This window comes from Shewanella halotolerans (genome assembly GCF_019457535.1).
Classification (GTDB): Bacteria; Pseudomonadota; Gammaproteobacteria; order Enterobacterales; family Shewanellaceae; genus Shewanella; species Shewanella halotolerans.
In genome coordinates, this window is the sequence record NZ_CP080417.1 from 339,576 (window position 1) to 364,017 (window position 24,442).

A 24,442-nucleotide genomic window follows, 5' to 3' on the forward strand; every position below is an offset into this window, starting at 1 on the left:
TTAGCCGAAACTAGTTGGTGCCATTTGTTACTGACCTTGATTAAGGTACTAGATGCTGGATCTGACCATCATCGTCTTGGGTTGTCGGTACGGCAAAGCTCGAAGCCGCCTGGTTCACGTTGGCATTATCTACGATTAATGCACCGTTACCCTCTGAGCCCAATAAACCGTTGATGATTTGACCATCGGTTGTGCCCAGATGGCTCAGGTCGACACCGTCGAGAACAATCGTCTGATCCACATGACCGTCGTTATTAGCATCAACCTCGATGGTGGTTGAACCATTATCAACGGTGAAGTGCAGGTAGTCTTCCAAGTTACCGCCATTCTCTCCCTGGAGCAGATCGCTCAGATCCAGTTTGTCCTGGTTGATATCGAAATCGGTAATGTGGTCGGTCCCCGTATCACCTTGCTGCCAAACGAAGGTATCGGCTTCGCCATCGGCCTTACCAGTGCCACCGGTTAGAGTGTCATCGCCCAGGCCGCCGATGAGGATATCTTCGCCGGCGCCGCCAATCAGCATGTCGCTACCGTGACCGCCAAGCAGCATATCATCGCCGCTACCGCCATGAAGCTCATCATCACCGCCTTGACCGAAGAGGATATCGTCCCCTTGGTTGCCGGCAATAATGTCGTCGCCGTCATGGTCGCGTGAGGTGTCGAATAGCCCAGGGTTGGCTGCTACGAATTCGTGAACATCTTGGATTGTAACGGTTGAAGCATCTTCACCCAGTTGCAATGCCACATATTTTTGCAGCGCTGCGTAGCCCTGGCCGTCGATGCCGTCAAACTGTACGAGATCGCCAAAGACAATGTCATTACCTTCACCAGCGTTAACAGTGTCATCTCCCTGAAGTAGCATCTCCTTAGAACCTAAGATAATGCTCGCCAGGTCACTCACATTGATATTGGTGGCTACATTGCCGTCTGAATCATAAGGGGTAAGCTTGTTTAGACTGATACCGCTGCCTATGCCAATAGCTTCCACGTTAGACAGGGTATTTAGCACTTGGAAGGCAGCCAATGCTTCAGACTCTGCCGTGACGTCTGTACCATTACCATTACTGTATCCAGAGGCGATCTTCGCGACATAGTAGTCGCCATTTTCGTCTACTCTGATAGAGCCAATTTGGCGACCATCCATATCGTATCTTGAATAGCCCGACCAATAGTTGATGTTGCCGTATTCGTCAATTATCACTTTTCCGCGATAAGTTAACTCTTTTCCTGGAATATAATCATTAAGAAGATCTGATAGGGTTCTATCGTCTCCGCTTCTGTAATTATCGGTATAATAAACCCACACATCTTCAGGATCGGCATTAACGTTGTAGTTGTTGGTTTCACCGTCTGTGATGAAGTAGGTGAGGTTGGTTCCTGTGTTCGATGCGGCCGAGCCATGGCTAAACCAATCGATAACCGTCTCAAATGCCGCCTCATAGTTGGTTCTGCCATTGTCGCTGCTGATTTCGTTCAGTACGCTCTCTAACTTAGAGATAGCATCTGAATCGGCTAGATTAACGGCCACATGTGCCTTAGTGCCGCTATTGAAGTCGACAAGTAATACGTTCACAGTACCGGAAGTCGCACCGCCAACGCTGGCCTTTAGAGTATTGAAGACCTGAAGTAGCTGGTCTTTAGCTGATTCAATTCGGTTCGAGCCCATACTTCCTGACGAATCCAGGATAAACGCAACATTGTAGTTTTCGCCGTGTACTACCTGTATGCCAGTTGTGTCACTGACGATGACATCATTATCTTCGCCACCATTGATCACGTTGTCGCCATCGGTGCCGTTGTCATAGTGGTAGTTTCTCAGTGAAACATCTAGAGTAGTCTGGCTAAAGGCGCTATCAGAGTTGCTTTGTTCAACTGAGCTCGCCTTAATGGTCAAGGTGAATTCCAGGTCGCCATTGTAGCTATCGGCCGCCTTGATGCTGAGGTTGCCCAGTTGGTTAACTGCGACTGTCCAGCTGCCATCAGCATTGAGTGTGCCGGCGGATAGCGAGACGCCACTTGGAACGCCTTGAATGGTAACGTCTGTCAGTGACTCACTACCATCTCTGTCGACGAGTGCCACATTTATATCCAGGGCGACTTCGCCTTGGACTACGTCACCAGTACTTGCGCTCAGTATAGGTGCATCGGCGACAGCCACGACATTCAGATCGAGAATAGCTGTGTCACCCGTATTGGTGAGATATTCAATCTGTGGCAGCGTGCCACTCCAATGCAGATTTGGTTCGAACGTAAAGCGCCCATCCGCGTGGATACTCAGTTTGCCTTCAGCAAGGTTAATGGTGCCGCCATCTGCCTGATATGTATTGCCTGATAGCTTAAAGCTAACGATAGATAACTCGTCATCAGGATCGATATCATTGGTGAGCAGATTACCAGATAGGTCATGATCTTCTGTTCCGCGAACACTATCATTCACTGCTTCTGCGTAGTCACTGACAGAGACAGTGATAGTGGAAACGGCCTTCTGTCCCAGAGCATCGACGCCGACAATGTTGATGCCGCTAATCACTAGATTCTCGGTCGACACATTATGTGGGAAAGAGGCCAATAGTTCGGCAGTTACGCTAACGCTTCCCTCTTCACCACTTTCGATACGGTCACCATTGAGAGTGAGACGGATAGCCTCTTTACCCATGAAGGTGCCGATGAGCTGTCCTTCATCGTTAAATGACCAGCTAATCTTCGCATTGACGCCAGAAATATGAATGTTGTCCGTATCGCCAAACTGGAATGCCGTAATCGACTCACTGCCAGACTTGAAGCGCAGTGTCTGTACGTCTGACTCGGCGCCATCTTTGTAAAGATCGGCTTCGCTCAGCATAGATACAGCATTCGAGGACAGCGCAGTTGGAGCCGTCGTCGTGCTGCCTGGTGCATCCAAATCGACATGGATAGAACCTGTTGAGGTGTCGCCGTCGCTGTCGGTCACATCGACCACAAAGTCGAGATCAACATCCACGGTCGAGCTGACGATATTCTCAGCCGACGTACCGGTAAACTGGAAGTTGGAATGCTCCCCTTGCGCACTGGTGGACACTTCGATATAGCTAATTTCGCCAAGGTTCCCAATGGTTTGTCCGCTGGTAATGTCGCCTTCGCCCAGCAAGTTGCCATTGGCATCGTAGGCCTTGTAATGGATATAGGTGGCACCGCTAAAGTTGATCGAAGCAGAGGCTACCTCATTGGCGTAGTCGATGATGAGTGCTTCGCCTTGGTCGACCCAGGCGTTTTGTGCGCCGAAACCATTGGTGTTGCCATTGACGGTACTTGCAATGCTGCCCGATGTAGATGTTAAAGTGAATGTAATGTCATTTGGATTCGTTACATCATTAATATCGTTATAAATTGTACCATCGGCCATCACATAGGCTGCAGGCGTGTTACCGCCTTTACCACCACTCATGTTGGCTACTGTCACTGTGCTGAGTTCATCGATGGCATGCTTCAGATCTAGCTGGTAGCTATCGCTATTCGGATCGATAGATAGGGTAAAGATCACCGATTGTGCACCGTTGCCTGAATCGTAAGCCGAAGGTGTACCACTGGTATCCGAGTAGGCAATGAGTATGCCTGGATTGGCCGGATCGACATAGTAGAACACGGTCAAGCCACCGGCAGTAATGCCTGAGTCAGAGAATGCGCCACTGCCTGAGATATTACCTGAGAGGTCTGCACTAAAGCCTTGATCTGCGCCGTCTACATTTATAACACCATCATAGATACCTGCGGCGTTATCACCGGCAAGGTCTAGTGGATTGACCGTGACGCCATCATCGATAACCTTCACTGATACTGTGCCTGTAGCTGTGTCATTGGCGGCATCAGTCGCAACGACTGTAATGCCGTTAATGACAAGTTCATCGACACTGGTTCCATGCGGTAAGTTGTCTAGTAGAGTCACTGAGACGGTAACAGTACCTGTCGCACCTGCGCTGATGTTACTACCCGATAGGCTAAGTTGAAGTACTGCATTGCCATCGATTTTGCCGATCAGGTTACCCGAGCTATCTAGGCTCCAGCTAATGTTTGCATCAAGGCCGCTGACATTGATATCGCCAATGTTGCCAAAAGCAAAACCTGTTACATCGTAAGCACCTGCAGTGAAGCTCAAACCTGCGCTGTCGCTGTCGGTTGCAGTGCCTTGGGTGTTGGCATCATCGACTATAAGGTCAACATTGTTGCCGCCGTCGACTCCTGGGGTGACCGTGATGGTCAGGGTCGCCGTCTCACCGGTGTTGGTGGTATAGGTGACAACCGGTACGCTGCCGTTCCAATCCTGGTTTGGCGTGAAGCTGTAGCTACCATCGCTGTTAACCACCAGTACGCCGCCCGCTAGGGTGACGCTGTCACCGGCAGTGAAGCTCTCTTGTGAGCCGTTGCCGTCGGTGTAGAGGGTGAAGCTGACCACGCTGGTGTTACCGGCCTCATCGTTGCTTAGCACGTTGCCGCTGGCAACAGTGTCTTCTGCTACGGTGATCGCATCGTTGGCCACATCGGTGTTGTCTGGGGTGACCGTGATAGCCAGGGTCGCCGTCTCACCGGTGTTGGTGGTGTAGGTGACAACCGGTACGCTGCCGTTCCAATCCTGGTTTGGCGTGAAGCTGTAGCTACCATTGCTGTTAACCACCAGTACGCCGCCCGCCAGGGTGACGCTGTTACCGGCAGTGAAGCTCTCTTGTGAGCCGTTGCCGTCGGTGTCGAGGGTGAAGCTGACCACGCTGGTGTTGCCGGCCTCATCGTTGCTCAGCACGTTGCCGCTGGCAACAGTGTCTTCTGCCACGGTGATCGCATCGTTGACCACGTCGGTGTTGTCTGGGGTGACCGTGATGGTCAGGGTCGCCGTCTCACCGGTGTTGGTGGTGTAGGTGACAACCGGTACGCTGCCGTTCCAATCCTGGTTTGGCGTGAAGCTGTAGCTACCATCGCTGTTGACCACCAGTACGCCGCCCGCCAGGGTGACGCTGTCACCGGCAGTGAAGCTCTCTTGTGAGCCGTTGCCGTCGGTGTCGAGGGTGAAGCTGACCACGCTGGTGTTGCCGGCCTCATCGTTGCTCAGCACGTTGCCGCTGGCAACTGTGTCTTCTGCCACGGTGATCGTATCGTTGGCCACATCGGTGTTGTCTGGGGTGACCGTGATGGTCAGGGTTGAGGTGTCGGTGCTTGAGCCGTCGGTGAGCACATAGGTGATCACTGGTACCGGACCGTTGTAGTTGGCGGCCGGGGTAAAGCTGTAGCTGCCGTCAGCGTTCAGGGTGAAGCTGCCGACGCCATTGATGGTGACTGCCTGACCCAGGGTGAATGGGCCGTCAACGCCGTCGATGCTGAAGCTCTGCACGCTCAGCTCACCGTCGACGCTGGTGCCATCAATCACATTACCTGTGGTGGCGCCGCTGTCTTCATTGACGTTAATGACTTCGTTGTCATCGGTGAAGTCATCGTTGACCGGATCAACCGTGATGGTCAGGGTTGAGGTGTCGGTGCTTGAGCCGTCGGTGAGCACATAGGTGATCACTGGTACCGGACCGTTGTAGTTGGTGGCCGGGGTAAAGCTATAGCTGCCGTCAGCGTTCAGGGTGAAGCTGCCGACACCATTGATGTTAACCGCCTGACCCAGGGTGAATGGGCCGGTAACGCCGTCGATGCTGAAACTCTGCACGCTCAGCTCGCCATCGACGCTGGTGCCATCAATCACATTACCTGTGGTGGCGCCGCTGTCTTCATTGACGTTAATGACTTCGTTGTCATCGGTGAAGTCATCGTTGACCGGATCAACCGTGATGGTCAGGGTTGAGGTGTCGGTGCTTGAGCCGTCGGTGAGCACATAGGTGATCACTGGTACCGGACCGTTGTAGTTGGCGGCCGGGGTAAAGCTATAGCTGCCGTCAGCGTTCAGGGTGAAGCTGCCGACACCATTGATGTTAACCGCCTGACCCAGGGTGAATGGGCCGGTAACGCCGTCGATGCTGAAACTCTGCACGCTCAGCTCGCCATCGACGCTGGTGCCATCAATCACATTACCTGTGGTGGCGCCGCTGTCTTCATTGACGTTAATGACTTCGTTGTCATCGGTGAAGTCATCGTTGACCGGATCAACCGTGATGGTCAGGGTTGAGGTGTCGGTGCTTGAGCCGTCGGTGAGCACATAGGTGATCACTGGTACCGGACCGTTGTAGTTGGCGGCCGGGGTAAAGCTGTAGCTGCCGTCAGCGTTCAGGGTGAAGCTGCCGACACCATTGATGTTAACCGCCTGACCCAGGGTGAATGGGCCGGTAACGCCGTCGATGCTGAAACTCTGCACGCTCAGCTCGCCATCGACGCTGGTGCCATCAATCACATTACCTGTGGTGGCGCCGCTGTCTTCATTGACGTTAATGACTTCGTTGTCATCGGTGAAGTCATCGTTGACCGGATCAACCGTGATGGTCAGGGTTGAGGTGTCGGTGCTTGAGCCGTCGGTGAGCACATAGGTGATCACTGGTACCGGACCGTTGTAGTTGGCGGCCGGGGTAAAGCTGTAGCTGCCGTCAGCGTTCAGGGTGAAGCTGCCGACACCATTGATGTTAACCGCCTGACCCAGGGTGAATGGGCCGTCAACGCCGTCGATGCTGAAGCTCTGCACGCTCAGCTCGCCATCGACGCTGGTGCCATCAATCACATTACCTGTGGTGGCGCCGCTGTCTTCATTGACGTTAATGACTTCGTTGTCATCGGTGAAGTCATCGTTGACCGGATCAACCGTGATGGTCAGGGTTGAGGTGTCGGTGCTTGAGCCGTCGGTGAGCACATAGGTGATCACTGGTACCGGACCGTTGTAGTTGGCGGCCGGGGTAAAGCTGTAGCTGCCGTCAGCGTTCAGGGTGAAGCTGCCGACGCCATTGATGGTGACTGCCTGACCCAGGGTGAATGGGCCGTCAACGCCGTCGATGCTGAAGCTCTGCACGCTCAGCTCACCGTCGACGCTGCTGCCATCAATCACATTACCTGTGGTGGCACCGCTGTCTTCATTGACGTTAATGACTTCGTTGTCATCGGTGAAGTCATCGTTGACCGGATCAACCGTGATGGTCAGGGTTGAGGTGTCGGTGCTTGAGCCGTCGGTGAGCACATAGGTGATCACTGGTACCGGACCGTTGTAGTTGGCGGCCGGGGTAAAGCTGTAGCTGCCGTCAGCGTTCAGGGTGAAGCTGCCGACACCATTGATGTTAACCGCCTGACCCAGGGTGAATGGGCCGGTAACGCCGTCGATGCTGAAGCTCTGCACGCTCAGCTCACCGTCGACGCTGCTGCCATCAATCACATTACCTGTGGTGGCACCGCTGTCTTCATTGACGTTAATGACTTCGTTGTCATCGGTGAAGTCATCGTTGACCGGATCAACCGTGATGGTCAGGGTTGAGGTGTCGGTGCTTGAGCCGTCGGTGAGCACATAGGTGATCACTGGTACCGGACCGTTGTAGTTGGCGGCCGGGGTAAAGCTGTAGCTGCCGTCAGCGTTCAGGGTGAAGCTGCCGACACCATTGATGTTAACCGCCTGACCCAGGGTGAATGGGCCGGTAACGCCGTCGATGCTGAAACTCTGCACGCTCAGCTCGCCATCGACGCTGGTGCCATCAATCACATTACCTGTGGTGGCGCCGCTGTCTTCATTGACGTTAATGACTTCGTTGTCATCGGTGAAGTCATCGTTGACCGGATCAACCGTGATGGTCAGGGTTGAGGTGTCGGTGCTTGAGCCGTCGGTGAGCACATAGGTGATCACTGGTACCGGACCGTTGTAGTTGGCGGCCGGGGTAAAGCTATAGCTGCCGTCAGCGTTCAGGGTGAAGCTGCCGACACCATTGATGTTAACCGCCTGACCCAGGGTGAATGGGCCGGTAACGCCGTCGATGCTGAAACTCTGCACGCTCAGCTCGCCATCGACGCTGGTGCCATCAATCACATTACCTGTGGTGGCGCCGCTGTCTTCATTGACGTTAATGACTTCGTTGTCATCGGTGAAGTCATCGTTGACCGGATCAACCGTGATGGTCAGGGTTGAGGTGTCGGTGCTTGAGCCGTCGGTGAGCACATAGGTGATCACTGGTACCGGACCGTTGTAGTTGGCGGCCGGGGTAAAGCTGTAGCTGCCGTCAGCGTTCAGGGTGAAGCTGCCGACACCATTGATGTTAACCGCCTGACCCAGGGTGAATGGGCCGGTAACGCCGTCGATGCTGAAACTCTGCACGCTCAGCTCGCCATCGACGCTGGTGCCATCAATCACATTACCTGTGGTGGCGCCGCTGTCTTCATTGACGTTAATGACTTCGTTGTCATCGGTGAAGTCATCGTTGACCGGATCAACCGTGATGGTCAGGGTTGAGGTGTCGGTGCTTGAGCCGTCGGTGAGCACATAGGTGATCACTGGTACCGGACCGTTGTAGTTGGCGGCCGGGGTAAAGCTGTAGCTGCCGTCAGCGTTCAGGGTGAAGCTGCCGACACCATTGATGTTAACCGCCTGACCCAGGGTGAATGGGCCGTCAACGCCGTCGATGCTGAAGCTCTGCACGCTCAGCTCGCCATCGACGCTGGTGCCATCAATCACATTACCTGTGGTGGCGCCGCTGTCTTCATTGACGTTAATGACTTCGTTGTCATCGGTGAAGTCATCGTTGACCGGATCAACCGTGATGGTCAGGGTTGAGGTGTCGGTGCTTGAGCCGTCGGTGAGCACATAGGTGATCACTGGTACCGGACCGTTGTAGTTGGCGGCCGGGGTAAAGCTGTAGCTGCCGTCAGCGTTCAGGGTGAAGCTGCCGACGCCATTGATGGTGACTGCCTGACCCAGGGTGAATGGGCCGTCAACGCCGTCGATGCTGAAGCTCTGCACGCTCAGCTCACCGTCGACGCTGCTGCCATCAATCACATTACCTGTGGTGGCACCGCTGTCTTCATTGACGTTAATGACTTCGTTGTCATCGGTGAAGTCATCGTTGACCGGATCAACCGTGATGGTCAGGGTTGAGGTGTCGGTGCTTGAGCCGTCGGTGAGCACATAGGTGATCACTGGTACCGGACCGTTGTAGTTGGCGGCCGGGGTAAAGCTGTAGCTGCCGTCAGCGTTCAGGGTGAAGCTGCCGACACCATTGATGTTAACCGCCTGACCCAGGGTGAATGGGCCGGTAACGCCGTCGATGCTGAAGCTCTGCACGCTCAGCTCACCGTCGACGCTGCTGCCATCAATCACATTACCTGTGGTGGCACCGCTGTCTTCATTGACGTTAATGACTTCGTTGTCATCGGTGAAGTCATCGTTGACCGGATCAACCGTGATGGTCAGGGTTGAGGTGTCGGTGCTTGAGCCGTCGGTGAGCACATAGGTGATCACTGGTACCGGACCGTTGTAGTTGGCGGCCGGGGTAAAGCTGTAGCTGCCGTCAGCGTTCAGGGTGAAGCTGCCGACACCATTGATGTTAACCGCCTGACCCAGGGTGAATGGGCCGGTAACGCCGTCGATGCTGAAACTCTGCACGCTCAGCTCGCCATCGACGCTGGTGCCATCAATCACATTACCTGTGGTGGCGCCGCTGTCTTCATTGACGTTAATGACTTCGTTGTCATCGGTGAAGTCATCGTTGACCGGATCAACCGTGATGGTCAGGGTTGAGGTGTCGGTGCTTGAGCCGTCGGTGAGCACATAGGTGATCACTGGTACCGGACCGTTGTAGTTGGCGGCCGGGGTAAAGCTATAGCTGCCGTCAGCGTTCAGGGTGAAGCTGCCGACACCATTGATGTTAACCGCCTGACCCAGGGTGAATGGGCCGGTAACGCCGTCGATGCTGAAACTCTGCACGCTCAGCTCGCCATCGACGCTGGTGCCATCAATCACATTACCTGTGGTGGCGCCGCTGTCTTCATTGACGTTAATGACTTCGTTGTCATCGGTGAAGTCATCGTTGACCGGATCAACCGTGATGGTCAGGGTTGAGGTGTCGGTGCTTGAGCCGTCGGTGAGCACATAGGTGATCACTGGTACCGGACCGTTGTAGTTGGCGGCCGGGGTAAAGCTGTAGCTGCCGTCAGCGTTCAGGGTGAAGCTGCCGACGCCATTGATGTTAACCGCCTGACCCAGGGTGAATGGGCCGTCAACGCCGTCGATGCTGAAGCTCTGCACGCTCAGCTCGCCATCGACGCTGGTGCCATCAATCACATTACCTGTGGTGGCGCCGCTGTCTTCATTGACGTTAATGACTTCGTTGTCATCGGTGAAGTCATCGTTGACCGGATCAACCGTGATGGTCAGGGTTGAGGTGTCGGTGCTTGAGCCGTCGGTGAGCACATAGGTGATCACTGGTACCGGACCGTTGTAGTTGGCGGCCGGGGTAAAGCTGTAGCTGCCGTCAGCGTTCAGGGTGAAGCTGCCGACACCATTGATGTTAACCGCCTGACCCAGGGTGAATGGGCCGGTAACGCCGTCGATGCTGAAGCTCTGCACGCTCAGCTCACCGTCGACGCTGCTGCCATCAATCACATTACCTGTGGTGGCGCCGCTGTCTTCATTGACGTTAATGACTTCGTTGTCATCGGTGAAGTCATCGTTGACCGGATCAACCGTGATGGTCAGGGTTGAGGTGTCGGTGCTTGAGCCGTCGGTGAGCACATAGGTGATCACTGGTACCGGACCGTTGTAGTTGGCGGCCGGGGTAAAGCTGTAGCTGCCGTCAGCGTTCAGGGTGAAGCTGCCGACGCCATTGATGTTAACCGCCTGACCCAGGGTGAATGGGCCGGTAACGCCGTCGATGCTGAAGCTCTGCACGCTCAGCTCGCCATCGACGCTGGTGCCATCAATCACATTACCTGTGGTGGCGCCGCTGTCTTCATTGACGTTAATGACTTCGTTGTCATCGGTGAAGTCATCGTTGACCGGATCAACCGTGATGGTCAGGGTTGAGGTGTCGGTGCTTGAGCCGTCGGTGAGCACATAGGTGATCACTGGTACCGGACCGTTGTAGTTGGCGGCCGGGGTAAAGCTATAGCTGCCGTCAGCGTTCAGGGTGAAGCTGCCGACGCCATTGATGGTGACTGCCTGACCCAGGGTGAATGGGCCGTCAACGCCGTCGATGCTGAAGCTCTGCACGCTCAGCTCACCGTCGACGCTGCTGCCATCAATCACATTACCTGTGGTGGCACCGCTGTCTTCATTGACGTTAATGACTTCGTTGTCATCGGTGAAGTCATCGTTGACCGGATCAACCGTGATGGTCAGGGTTGAGGTGTCGGTGCTTGAGCCGTCGGTGAGCACATAGGTGATCACTGGTACCGGACCGTTGTAGTTGGCGGCCGGGGTAAAGCTGTAGCTGCCGTCAGCGTTCAGGGTGAAGCTGCCGACGCCATTGATGGTGACTGCCTGACCCAGGGTGAATGGGCCGTCAACGCCGTCGATGCTGAAGCTCTGCACGCTCAGCTCACCGTCGACGCTGCTGCCATCAATCACATTACCTGTGGTGGCGCCGCTGTCTTCATTGACGTTAATGACTTCGTTGTCATCGGTGAAGTTATCGTTGACCGGGGTGACATTAATGGTCAGAGTCGCACTATCACCAGTATTAGTGGTGTATGTGATGACAGGTACGCTGCCGTTCCAGTTGTCGTTTGGCGTAAATGTGTAAGAGCCGTCGGCGTTTATCACCAGGCTGCCGCCTTCCACTTCAACTGTTGTGCCCGCGGTGACGGTTTGACCGTCGACGCTAAAGCTTACGACTGATAGTTCGCTGTCGATATCGCTGTCGTTATCGAGTACGTTGCCGCTAGCAACAGTGTCCTCGGCTATGGTGTTAAAGTCATTGACCGCGTTTGTGGCATCGTCCACTGGGGTAACGACGATGGCTAGAGTGGCGGTGGTACCTGTATTGGTAATGTAGGTCACTACGGGCACGTTGCCGTTCCAGTTTTCGTTCGGAACGAAGCTGTACGAGCCGTCGGTGTTAAGGAAGAAAATACCGCCGTCGAGCGTGGCGACGTTGCCAGCGATATAGCTATTGCCATCGATTTCGAAGCTGACCACGGACAGCGTGTCATCCACATCACTGTCGTTGTCGAGAACGTTGCCGCTGGCAATCGTATCTTCGGCCACTGTGTTGAAGTCGTTGACGGCGTTGGTGGCATCGTCCACAGGGTCAACGTAGATAGTCAGGATAGCGGTGGCACCGGTGTTAGTAGTGTAGGTCACCTCAGGTACGTAGCCATTCCAGTCGGCATTGGGAGTAAAGCTGTAAGAACCATCAGCATTAAGCATCAGAGTGCCACCGTCGAGTACGACGCTGCTACCTGCTGTATAGCTGTTCCCATTCACTTCGAAGCTGACCACGGACAGTTCGTCATCTACATCACTGTCGTTGTCAAGTACGTTACCGCTGGCCACGGTATCTTCAGGTACGTTGATGTAGTCATCCACGGCACTTGTGGCATCGTCCACTGGGGTAACGACGATGGTCAGAGTGGCGGTGGCACCTGTATTGGTAATGTAGGTCACTACGGGCACGTTGCCGTTCCAGTTTTCGTTCGGAACGAAGCTGTACGAGCCGTCGGTGTTAAGGAAGAAAATACCGCCGTCGAGCGTGGCGACGTTGCCAGCGATATAGCTATTGCCATCGATTTCGAAGCTGACCACGGACAGCGTGTCATCCACATCACTGTCGTTGTCGAGAACGTTGCCGCTGGCAATCGTATCTTCGGCCACTGTGTTGAAGTCGTTGACGGCGTTGGTGGCATCGTCCACTGGGGTAACGACGATGGTCAGAGTGGCGGTGGCACCTGTATTGGTAATGTAGGTCACTACGGGCACGTTGCCGTTCCAGTTGTCGTTAGGCGTGAAGGTGTAAGAGCCGTCGGCGTTGATCACCAAGCTGCCGCCTTCCACTTCTACTGTGGTACCCGCAGTGACGGTTTGACCGTCGACGCTGAAGCTCACGACTGATAGTTCGCTGTCGATATCACTGTCGTTGTCGAGTACGTTACCGCTTGCCACCGTGTCCTCTGCAACTGTGTTGCTGTCGTTGGCCAGTATAGATGGGTCATCTACCGGGGTGACGTTGATGGTTAGCGTCGCGCTCTCACCTGTGTTGGTGGTGTAGGTGATGACAGGTACGCTGCCGTTCCAATCTTGGTTTGGTGTGAAGGTGTAAGAGCCATCGGTGTTGATCACCAGGCTGCCGCCTTCCACTTCGACTGTGGTGCCCGCAGTGATGGTTTGACCGTCGACAGTAAAGGTAACGACTGACAATTCGGTATCGAAATCAACATCATTGTCTAAAACGTTGCCAGTTGCCACGCCATCTTCTGCGATGGTATTTGTGTCATTAGCGGTAATGGTAGGGGCGTCATCACTGCTAACGGTAAACGCTTGGACGGTTGGCTGTTCGACAGAAAATCCAGATGTAGTATATCCGGCACCAGCGAGTGTTTGGGCGCCAGTTCTGCTTACCGATATAAAGCCAGAGTCGCCTTCACTGGCGGCTGTGTTGCCGGCTGCGGTTTCTGGTAATTCAGCTGTTGGATCTTCTCCAGAGGCGATGAGCGCTTGAAGTTGTTCTATTTCATTTAATGCATCAGCTTCAGCGGCCGTAGTGTCATTGAGGCTTTGGCTTGTAAAAGAGGTGCCATCGGCAAATGCTAGTTCTAAATCAGCTTGTTCAGCAATGAGAATAGTGCTTCCTTCGGGAATCATTTCACCGATAGTTACTTCTTTTTGCTCGGTTTCTGTGACTAAAGAAACCTTTCCTTTCACACCTATTACTTGTCCATTTTTGGTTGTAACTAACGATTTCATACCTGCCCCCGCAGAATTAAATGACACAACTTGATTTTATATGTTGCAACTGTTAGCGCGTTTTTTCGCCAAGTATCGAATGTTATCAATAGTCTGTACAGTGGTCAATTTTTTGACGCGCAAATAATGCTAAAGCCAAGGTGTACTCGCAGTTTGTAATGCTTAAGATTGACAAATAAAAAGGCCAAACCACTAATTGTTAGGGCTTGGCCTTACAGGCTGTCACGATAATGTCAGCTGTTATGGAATTGTATCAATTACCAAGTTTTCGTTACCGAGTAGGTTGTTGATGATCTGAGCATCACTTAAGGTGTTGTTATTGGTTAAGTCAACATTGTTCAATACTATAGTGAGATCCACCACTCCATCATGGTTGGCATCAACAGAGATCTCAGTGTTACCACCACTGAAATTGAACGCTAAGTATTGATCTAAAGCGTATACACCACTCTCTTCATCGACCAATATGGCAGATAAATCTAACTTATCCATACTGATATCGAAGTTGAGCACAGTATCTATGCTGCTGTCATCGGACCCAACATCCCAAACAAAGGTATCTATATCGCTATCTATACCTGCATCTATAGAGTCGCTGCCCGCACCACCAATGAGTACATCGGCTCCTATACCGCCATCGATAGTATCGTCGCCTAGGCCTCCTAAGATGATGTCATTACCACTTCCGCCTTCGATCAGATCGTCACCAGAGCCACCGATGAGTTGATCGTCGCCTTCCAATCCGAATATGGAGTCGTTACCTTCTCGACCATAAATTTCGTCATCAAGGTTTGCCCCAGTTAACGAGTCTCCTTCTGTAGTACCGAAAATGAGATTATCTACATTATCAGTTCCTGTGACAGTTATTGCGGTATCAGGGAGCAGTTCATGGGTAAAGGTTGCCTGAACAAAGCGTGCCTGATAAGAGCCGCCATCATTATCCAAGTAGGTGATGGTCCAAATATCACCTGGATCGACAGGATTGGCACCGAGATAATCGGCCAGCGTGATGCTATTGTCAGATTCCATTAGAATGTCTGTATAAGAGATATGAGCACTCATCAAACCGGAATTAGCGTCATAGAACCAATCTGTTACGCCATTCGCTGCTGCTATCACAATAAAGGTGATACCGTTAATGGTCAGCCTTACAGATACTTCCTGCTCCCTTTCAATGCCAGTCGGTCCACCAATCTCGCTATTAGGAATTGGGATGTCGAAAGGTGATTTTTGGAAATCGGTAAATAGATCTAAAGCACCGCTGCTTGGATCTAAGTTAATGGCGCTGGCAAATGCACTGCTGACAGTCAGATAAGCATCTTGGTCATTACCTGACGTCAATGGTGATGAGCCATCACCGATTAGTACGGTATTTCCGCCCAGGCTATTTGCAGGAACCGTATGTATGACAAAGTTGCCATCAACGCTATCGGAACCTGAGTTGATCGTGAAGGTTAGATTGATATCTAGTTGATCTTCGATACCTGTATTATCTCCAGGGACATACACTAAGGTACCGAGTTCTGAAGCCGAAAGCACGACCGGATTATCAAAGTCATACAGGGTCAATACTCCCGAATCGTCATCGACATACCAGATCTCACCTATGTTGGCTGTTTCGTCGGGATCAACGAAGGATAGACTTAATCCAGTAATGGTAATGACATCGTTATAGTCCTGATCTGTCGGTACATCGATACCAAGTGGGTAACCATCTAGATAAGGTATGGCTATTTCTGCAAGTGAGGCGGGTACCCAGATCTCTTTAGCAAACTCACCCTCAATCGGATCATTATTACCGTTAATGGTGATAGTGACTGTTTGGGTATCTGTTCCACCGTCATTATCTGTGACGGTGACATCGAAGCTCAGGGTAATGGTCTCATCTTCAGCAAGGAACTGAATGAGAGAGTTTAAGATGCTGTAGTCCCAGCTGTCGCTGTCGACGCTGAAGCCGTCAATCAGGCTCTGAATTTGCGCCGCGCTGAGCACGCTGGTGAGGTCACCACCGCTCCAGCTGATGTCATCGTTGTAGACCTCGGTGACGTTGTGGGTGTTGTTGACATCCACATCGGTGAAGCTGAGTGCGCCGCTGTCGGTGAGGTTAGGATTGCTGGCATCTTCGGTGACGCCGCCAGTGGCGTCCACGGTCAGTACCGGCAGGTCATTGGTGCCGGTAATGGTGAGGCTGACGGTCTTGGTATCAGACCCGCCGTCGTTGTCGGTGACGGTGACCTCGAAGCTTAAGGTGATGGTCTCACCCAGGGCGAGGAACTGCACGTCACTGTTGAGGATGCTGTAATCCCAGCTGTCGCTGTCGACGCTGAAGCCGTCAATCAGGCTCTGAATTTGCGCCGCGCTGAGCACGCTGGTGAGGTCACCACCGCTCCAGCTGATGTCATCGTTGTAGACCTCGGTGACGTTGTGGGTGTTGTTGACATCCACATCGGTGAAGCTGAGTGCGCCGCTGTCGGTGAGGTTAGGGTTGCTGGCATCTTCCACTACGCCGCCAGTGGCGTCCACGGTCAGTACCGGCAGGTCATTGGTGCCGGTAATGGTGAGGCTGACGGTCTTGGTATCAGACCCGCCGTCGTTGTCGGTGACGGTGACCTCGAAGCTTAAGGTGATGGTCTCACCCAGGGCGAGGAACTGCACGTCACTGTTAAGAATGCTGTAGTCCCAGCTGTCGCTGTCGACGCTGAAGCCGTCAATCAGGCTCTGAATTTGCGCCGCGCTGAGCACGCTGGTCAGATCGCCACCGCTCCAGCTGATGTCATCGTTGTAGACCTCGGTGACGTTGTGGGTGTTGTTGACATCCACATCGGTGAAGCTGAGTGCGCCGCTGTCGGTGAGGTTAGGGTTGCTGGCATCTTCCACTACGCCGCCAGTGGCGTCCACGGTCAGTACCGGCAGGTCATTGGTGCCGGTAATGGTGAGGCTGACGGTCTTGGTATCAGACCCGCCGTCGTTGTCGGTGACGGTGACCTCGAAGCTTAAGGTGATGGTCTCACCCAGGGCGAGGAACTGCACGTCACTGTTAAGAATGCTGTAGTCCCAGCTGTCGCTGTCGACGCTGAAGCCGTCAATCAGGCTCTGAATTTGCGCCGCGCTGAGCACGCTGGTCAGATCGCCACCGCTCCAGCTGATGTCATCGTTGTAGACCTCGGTGACGTTGTGGGTGTTGTTGACATCCACATCGGTGAAGCTGAGTGCGCCGCTGTCGGTGAGGTTAGGATTGCTGGCATCTTCGGTGACGCCGCCAGTGGCGTCCACGGTCAGTACCGGCAGGTCATTGGTGCCGGTAATGGTGAGGCTGACGGTCTTGGTATCAGACCCGCCGTCGTTGTCGGTGACGGTGACCTCGAAGCTTAAGGTGATGGTCTCACCCAGGGCGAGGAACTGCACGTCACTGTTAAGAATGCTGTAATCCCAGCTGTCGCTGTCGACGCTGAAGCCGTCAATCAGGCTCTGAATTTGCGCCGCGCTGAGCACGCTGGTGAGGTCACCACCGCTCCAGCTGATGTCATCGTTGTAGACCTCGGTGACGTTGTGGGTGTTGTTGACATCCACATCGGTGAAGCTGAGTGCGCCGCTGTCGGTGAGGTTAGGGTTGCTGGCATCTTCCACCACGCCGCCAGTGGCGTCCACGGTCAGTACCGGCAGGTCATTGGTGCCGGTAATGGTGAGGCTGACGGTCTTGGTATCAGACCCGCCGTCGTTGTCGGTGACCGTGACCTCGAAGCTTAAGGTGATGGTCTCACCCAGGGCGAGGAACTGCACGTCACTGTTGAGGATGCTGTAATCCCAGCTGTCGCTGTCGACGCTGAAGCCGTCAATCAGGCTCTGAATTTGCGCCGCGCTGAGCACGCTGGTCAGATCGCCACCGCTCCAGCTGATGTCATCGTTGTAGACCTCGGTGACGTTGTGGGTGTTGTTGACATCCACATCGGTGAAGCTGAGTGCGCCGCTGTCGGTGAGGTTAGGATTGCTGGCATCTTCGGTGACGCCGCCAGTGGCGTCCACGGTCAGTACCGGCAGGTCATTGGTGCCGGTAATGGTGAGGCTGACGGTCTTGGTATCAGACCCGCCGTCGTTGTCGGTGACGGTGACCTCGAAGCTTAAGGTGATGGTCTCACCCAGGGCGAGGAACTGCACGTCACTGTTAAGAATGCTGTAATCCCAGCTGTCGCTGTCGACGCTGAAGCCGTCAATCAGGCTCTGAATTTGCGCCGCGCTGAGCACGCTGGTGAGGTCACCACCGCTCCAGCTGATGTCATCGTTGTAGACCTCGGTGACGTTGTGGGTGTTGTTGACATCCACATCGGTGAAGCTGAGTGCGCCGCTGTCGGTGAGGTTAGGGTTGCTGGCATCTTCCACCACGCCGCCAGTGGCGTCCACGGTCAGTACCGGCAGGTCATTGGTGCCGGTAATGGTGAGGCTGACGGTCTTGGTATCAGACCCGCCGTCGTTGTCGGTGACCGTGACCTCGAAGCTTAAGGTGATGGTCTCACCCAGGGCGAGGAACTGCACGTCACTGTTAAGAATGCTGTAGTCCCAGCTGTCGCTGTCGACGCTGAAGCCGTCAATCAGGCTCTGAATTTGCGCCGCGCTGAGCACGCTGGTCAGATCGCCACCGCTCCAGCTGATGTCATCGTTGTAGACCTCGGTGACGTTGTGGGTGTTGTTGACATCCACATCGGTGAAGCTGAGTGCGCCGCTGTCGGTGAGGTTAGGGTTGCTGGCATCTTCGGTGACGCCGCCAGTGGCGTCCACGGTCAGTACCGGCAGGTCATTGGTGCCGGTAATGGTGAGGCTGACGGTCTTGGTATCAGACCCGCCGTCGTTGTCGGTGACCGTGACCTCAAAGCTTAAGGTGATGGTCTCACCCAGGGCGAGGAACTGCACGTCACTGTTGAGGATGCTGTAATCCCAGCTGTCGCTGTCGACGCTGAAGCCGTCAATCAGACTCTGAATTTGCGCCGCGCTGAGCACGCTGGTGAGGTCACCACCGCTCCAGCTGATGTCATCGTTGTAGACCTCGGTGACGTTGTGGGTGTTGTTGACATCCACATCGGTGAAGCTGAGTGCGCCGCTGTCGGTGAGGTTAGGGTTGCTGGCATCTTCCACCACGCCGCCAGTGGCGTCCACGGTCAGTACCGGCAGGTCATTGGTGCCGGTAATGGTGAGGCTGACGGTCTTGGTATCAGACCCGCCGTCGTTGTCGGTGACCGTGACCTCGAAGCTTAAGGTGATGGTCTCACCCAGGGCGAGGAACTGCACGTCACTGTTGAGGATGCTGTAATCCCAGCTGTCGCTGTCGACGCTGAAGCCGTCAATCAGGCTCTGAATTTGCGCCGCGCTGAGCACGCTGGTGAGGTCACCACCGCTCCAGCTGATGTCATCGTTGTAGACCTCGGTGACGTTGTGGGTGTTGTTGACATCCACATCGGTGAAGCTGAGTGCGCCGCTGTCGGTGAGGTTAGGATTGCTGGCATCTTCGGTGACGCCGCCAGTGGCGTCCACGGTCAGTACCGGCAGGTCATTGGTGCCGGTAATGGTGAGGCTGACGGTCTTGGTATCAGACCCGCCGTCGTTGTCGGTGACGGTGACCTCGAAGCTTAAGGTGATGGTCTCACCCAGGGCGAGGAACTGCACGTCACTGTTAAGAATGCTGTAATCCCAGCTGTCGCTGTCGACGCTGAAGCCGTCAATCAGGCTCTGAATTTGCGCCGCGCTGAGCACGCTGGTGAGGTCACCACCGCTCCAGCTGATGTCATCGTTGTAGACCTCGGTGACGTTGTGGGTGTTGTTGACATCCACATCGGTGAAGCTGAGTGCGCCGCTGTCGGTGAGGTTAGGGTTGCTGGCATCTTCCACTACGCCGCCAGTGGCGTCCACGGTCAGTACCGGCAGGTCATTGGTGCCGGTAATGGTGAGGCTGACGGTCTTGGTATCAGACCCGCCGTCGTTGTCGGTGACGGTGACCTCGAAGCTTAAGGTGATGGTCTCACCCAGGGCGAGGAACTGCACGTCACTGTTAAGAATGCTGTAATCCCAGCTGTCGCTGTCGACGCTGAAGCCGTCAATCAGGCTCTGAATTTGCGCCGCGCTGAGCACGCTGGTGAGGTCACCACCGCTCCAGCTGATGTCATCGTTGTAGACCTCGGTGACGTTGTGGGTGTTGTTGACATCCACATCGGTGAAGCTGAGTGCGCCGCTGTCGGTGAGGTTAGGATTGCTGGCATCTTCGGTGACGCCGCCAGTGGCGTCCACGGTCAGTACCGGCAGGTCATTGGTGCCGGTAATGGTGAGGCTGACGGTCTTGGTATCAGACCCGCCGTCGTTGTCGGTGACGGTGACCTCGAAGCTTAAGGTGATGGTCTCACCCAGGGCGAGGAACTGCACGTCACTGTTAAGAATGCTGTAATCCCAGCTGTCGCTGTCGACGCTGAAGCCGTCAATCAGGCTCTGAATTTGCGCCGCGCTGAGCACGCTGGTGAGGTCACCACCGCTCCAGCTGATGTCATCGTTGTAGACCTCGGTGACGTTGTGGGTGTTGTTGACATCCACATCGGTGAAGCTGAGTGCGCCGCTGTCGGTGAGGTTAGGGTTGCTGGCATCTTCCACTACGCCGCCAGTGGCGTCCACGGTCAGTACCGGCAGGTCATTGGTGCCGGTAATGGTGAGGCTGACGGTCTTGGTATCAGACCCGCCGTCGTTGTCGGTGACGGTGACCTCGAAGCTTAAGGTGATGGTCTCACCCAGGGCGAGGAACTGCACGTCACTGTTAAGAATGCTGTAGTCCCAGCTGTCGCTGTCGACGCTGAAGCCGTCAATCAGGCTCTGAATTTGCGCCGCGCTGAGCACGCTGGTCAGATCGCCACCGCTCCAGCTGATGTCATCGTTGTAGACCTCGGTGACGTTGTGGGTGTTGTTGACATCCACATCGGTGAAGCTGAGTGCGCCGCTGTCGGTGAGGTTAGGATTGCTGGCATCTTCGGTGACGCCGCCAGTGGCGTCCACGGTCAGTACCGGCAGGTCATTGGTGCCGGTAATGGTGAGGCTGACGGTCTTGGTATCAGACCCGCCGTCGTTGTCGGTGACGGTGACCTCGAAGCTTAAGGTGATGGTCTCACCCAGGGCGAGGAACTGCACGTCACTGTTAAGAATGCTGTAGTCCCAGCTGTCGCTGTCGACGCTGAAGCCGTCAATCAGGCTCTGAATTTGCGCCGCGCTGAGCACGCTGGTCAGATCGCCACCGCTCCAGCTGATGTCATCGTTGTAGACCTCGGTGACGTTGTGGGTGTTGTTGACATCCACATCGGTGAAGCTGAGTGCGCCGCTGTCGGTGAGGTTAGGATTGCTGGCATCTTCGGTGACGCCGCCAGTGGCGTCCACGGTCAGTACCGGCAGGTCATTGGTGCCGGTAATGGTGAGGCTGACGGTCTTGGTATCAGACCCGCCGTCGTTGTCGGTGACGGTGACCTCGAAGCTTAAGGTGATGGTCTCACCCAGGGCGAGGAACTGCACGTCACTGTTAAGAATGCTGTAATCCCAGCTGTCGCTGTCGACGCTGAAGCCGTCAATCAGGCTCTGAATTTGCGCCGCGCTGAGCACGCTGGTGAGGTCACCACCGCTCCAGCTGATGTCATCGTTGTAGACCTCGGTGACGTTGTGGGTGTTGTTGACATCCACATCGGTGAAGCTGAGTGCGCCGCTGTCGGTGAGGTTAGGGTTGCTGGCATCTTCCACCACGCCGCCAGTGGCGTCCACGGTCAGTACCGGCAGGTCATTGGTGCCGGTAATGGTGAGGCTGACGGTCTTGGTATCAGACCCGCCGTCGTTGTCGGTGACCGTGACCTCGAAGCTTAAGGTGATGGTCTCACCCAGGGCGAGGAACTGCACGTCACTGTTGAGGATGCTGTAATCCCAGCTGTCGCTGTCGACGCTGAAGCCGTCAATCAGGCTCTGAATTTGCGCCGCGCTGAGCACGCTGGTCAGATCGCCACCGCTCCAGCTGATGTCATCGTTGTAGACCTCGGTGACGTTGTGGGTGTTGTTGACATCCACATCGGTGAAGCTGAGTGCGCCGCTGTCGGTGAGGTTAGGATTGCTGGCATCTTCGGTGACGCCGCCAGTGGCGTCCACGGTCAGTACCGGCAGGTCATTGGTGCCGGTAATGGTGAGGCTGACGGTCTTGGTATCAGACCCGCCGTCGTTGTCGGTGACGGTGACCTCGAAGCTTAAGGTGATGGTCTCACCCAGGGCGAGGAACTGCACGTCACTGTTAAGAATGCTGTAATCCCAGCTGTCGCTGTCGACGCTGAAGCCGTCAATCAGGCTCTGAATTTGCGCCGCGCTGAGCACGCTGGTGAGGTCACCACCGCTCCAGCTGATGTCATCGTTGTAGACCTCGGTGACGTTGTGGGTGTTGTTGACATCCACATCGGTGAAGCTGAGTGCGCCGCTGTCGGTGAGGTTAGGGTTGCTGGCATCTTCCACCACGCCGCCAGTGGCGTCCACGGTCAGTACCGGCAGGTCATTGGTGCCGGTAATGGTGAGGCTGACGGTCTTGGTATCAGACCCGCCGTCGTTGTCGGTGACGGTGACCTCGAAGCTTAAGGTGATGGTCTCACCCAGGGCGAGGAACTGCACGTCACTGTTAAGAATGCTGTAGTCCCAGCTGTCGCTGTCGACGCTGAAGCCGTCAATCAGGCTCTGAATTTGCGCCGCGCTGAGCACGCTGGTCAGGTCACCGCCGCTCCAGCTGATGTCATCGTTGTAGACCTCGGTGACGTTGTGGGTGTTGTTGACATCCACATCGGTGAAGCTGAGTGCGCCGCTGTCGGTCAGGTTAGGGTTGCTGGCATCTTCCACTACGCCGCCAGTGGCGTCCACGGTGAGTACCGGCAGGTCATTGGTACCGGTAATGGTGAGGCTGACGGTCTTGGTATCAGACCCGCCATCGTTATCGGTGACGGTGACCTCAAAGCTTAAGGTGATGGTCTCACCCAGGGCGAGGAACTGCACGTCACTGTTAAGAATGCTGTAGTCCCAGCTGTCGCTGTCGACGCTGAAGCCGTCAATCAGGCTCTGAATTTGCGCCGCGCTGAGCACGCTGGTCAGGTCGCCGCCGCTCCAGCTGATGTCATCGTTGTAGACCTCGGTGACGTTGTGGGTGTTGTTGACATCCACATCGGTGAAGCTGAGTGCGCCGCTGTCGGTGAGGTTAGGGTTGCTGGCATCCTCGATCACGCCGCCTAGGCCATCAATTGTAAGCACAGGAAGATCGTTAGTACCTGTAATGGTTATGGTTAGCGGGACGAGTACCGAATCGCCGTCGCTATCGGTTAGCAGGTAGTTAAAGGTTTCGGTTATCTGCTGGCCAAGTGCGAGTGATTGTACTGCGCTGGATCCATTGTTGAGTTGATAGCTATAGCTACCATCGGCAAACAGGGTGAGTACCCCGAACTGACCTTGGATGCTATTGGTTTCACCAAGGCTAATTGAGGAGCCTTGGCTGTTAGTGACAGCGGTGACCTCTGCTGAGTCTGCACCTTGTATATCGTTGACCAGTAAGTTGCCTGTTGCCACGGTAGCCGTATCTTCGGAGACGACGTTGCTGTCGGCGAAACCTTCTGGCTGATCGTCGACAATATTGACCGTAATGGTACCTGTGGCGATATCGCCTTGATTATCGACTAGCTCTATATTGAATAGGAGTTGCAGCTGGTCGCCTGCGCTGTGATCGGCTGAGCTATTGAAGGCGTAGTCGTAGGTAAATTGTCCCGACGTGCTGTCAAAGCCGGTGATGGTGAGGACGCCATTTGGCGTGTTGATCACTATAGGACCAGCAAATTGGCCGCCACTAATAATGTTAATGCCATTGATGGTCAGGCTGCTAATACCTGCATCTGCTTCGGTTTGAATACTGTTGGCAAAATTGGTGAGCAGTGCCGAAGGTGAACTACCCTGTGCCAGATTGGCCTCAAATAGCGAGAAGGTTGCTGAAGAGACTGTGGGCGCGCTGGGTTGAAGCTCGGGAATGATCACCTCTTCAACCGTGGTATCTGGCGTCAGTGGGAAACCTGCTGTGTCCCAGCCGGCATCGGCGAGGGTTTCATCACCGGTCCTGCCGACGGAGACGAAGTAAGCATCCCCTTGGTTAGCTGGCGTGCCGGCACCGGCGGCGGTTTCAGGCAGTCCTTGGGTCGGATCTTCACCGGCCAGTATCTGAGCCTGTAGCGCAGCTATTTCGGGATCCAAGGCTACCGGCGTGTCGGTTTGCGGCGCGGCGTCGCTCTGTTGTCCCTGACTTGTGTCCTGACTCACCGTTGTGTCTTGATTAAGCGTGTCTTGCATCAAGTTGGCTTGGGTCGTTGATGAGCCATCTTCATATTCAAGATTAAACTTAGCATTGGGTGAAAATATAAGTTGCTCCCCGGCATGGATCAGGTCGCCTATTTTTACCTCTCTGATATTTCCTTGTTCATCTTTAACCTTGAGTTCGCCAACAAGGTTAACAACTACTGCATCCTGTGTTGTGATTGAAGCACCCATAATCATTTCTCGCTCTACAAAGAGTAAAATCAAGAGCAAAAGAGTTCTATTTTGCGC

General features: G+C 54.7%; 2 protein-coding genes. Both read right to left on the reverse strand.

Features of this window, described 5'->3' with window-relative positions; translation table 11 throughout:
* Positions 1-40 precede the first annotated feature (40 nt).
* On the reverse strand, positions 41-13,825 hold the full coding sequence (locus K0H81_RS01640) for a retention module-containing protein (protein WP_350354829.1): 13,785 nt from the start codon (positions 13,823-13,825) through the stop codon (positions 41-43).
* Between the two features lie 240 nt (positions 13,826-14,065).
* On the reverse strand, positions 14,066-24,385 hold the full coding sequence (locus tag K0H81_RS01645; protein ID WP_220059662.1) for a retention module-containing protein: 10,320 nt from the start codon (positions 24,383-24,385) through the stop codon (positions 14,066-14,068).
* Positions 24,386-24,442: the final 57 nt, after the last annotated feature.